Origin of the sequence: Gelidibacter salicanalis (assembly GCF_016469035.1) — a bacterium.
Classification (GTDB): domain Bacteria; phylum Bacteroidota; class Bacteroidia; order Flavobacteriales; family Flavobacteriaceae; genus Gelidibacter; species Gelidibacter salicanalis_A.
Genome location: NZ_JAEHJZ010000429.1, coordinates 1 through 320, shown reverse-complemented (window position 1 = coordinate 320; position 320 = coordinate 1). Strand labels below are relative to the sequence as shown.

Genomic DNA, 320 nt, shown 5'->3' with positions numbered 1-320 from the left:
GGGTAAGGTGCAGCTCCAATGGATGGTGGGAAGCAGTCGACACGAAAGCTGTTAGCTTCAACAATGGCAAGGTCACACCTCCAGCAGCACGGCGGTGCGCAAGCTCCTGCAAGAAGGAAGCCCACTGACCGCCAACACCGAGATCGAAGTCAATGACATGTATGCAGGAAGTTGCGGTGCCACCAATTTCATCAAGAAGTGCCTGAGTTGCCGTGAAGTTTGCAAACTGCAGCACGGGCGACAGGTCGGAGAACGACTTGTAGGCCGCGAGCTTGAGGGCAACGTCGAGCGGCGTGGTGACGCTGGAGACGCCATGGTGG

At 57.5% G+C, this 320-nt stretch carries 1 protein-coding gene; it reads right to left on the bottom strand.

Features of this window, described 5'->3' with window-relative positions; translation table 11 throughout:
* Positions 1-320: GRAS family protein (locus JEM65_RS21785; RefSeq protein WP_199603867.1), on the bottom strand; the 320-nt coding region annotated here is incomplete at both ends.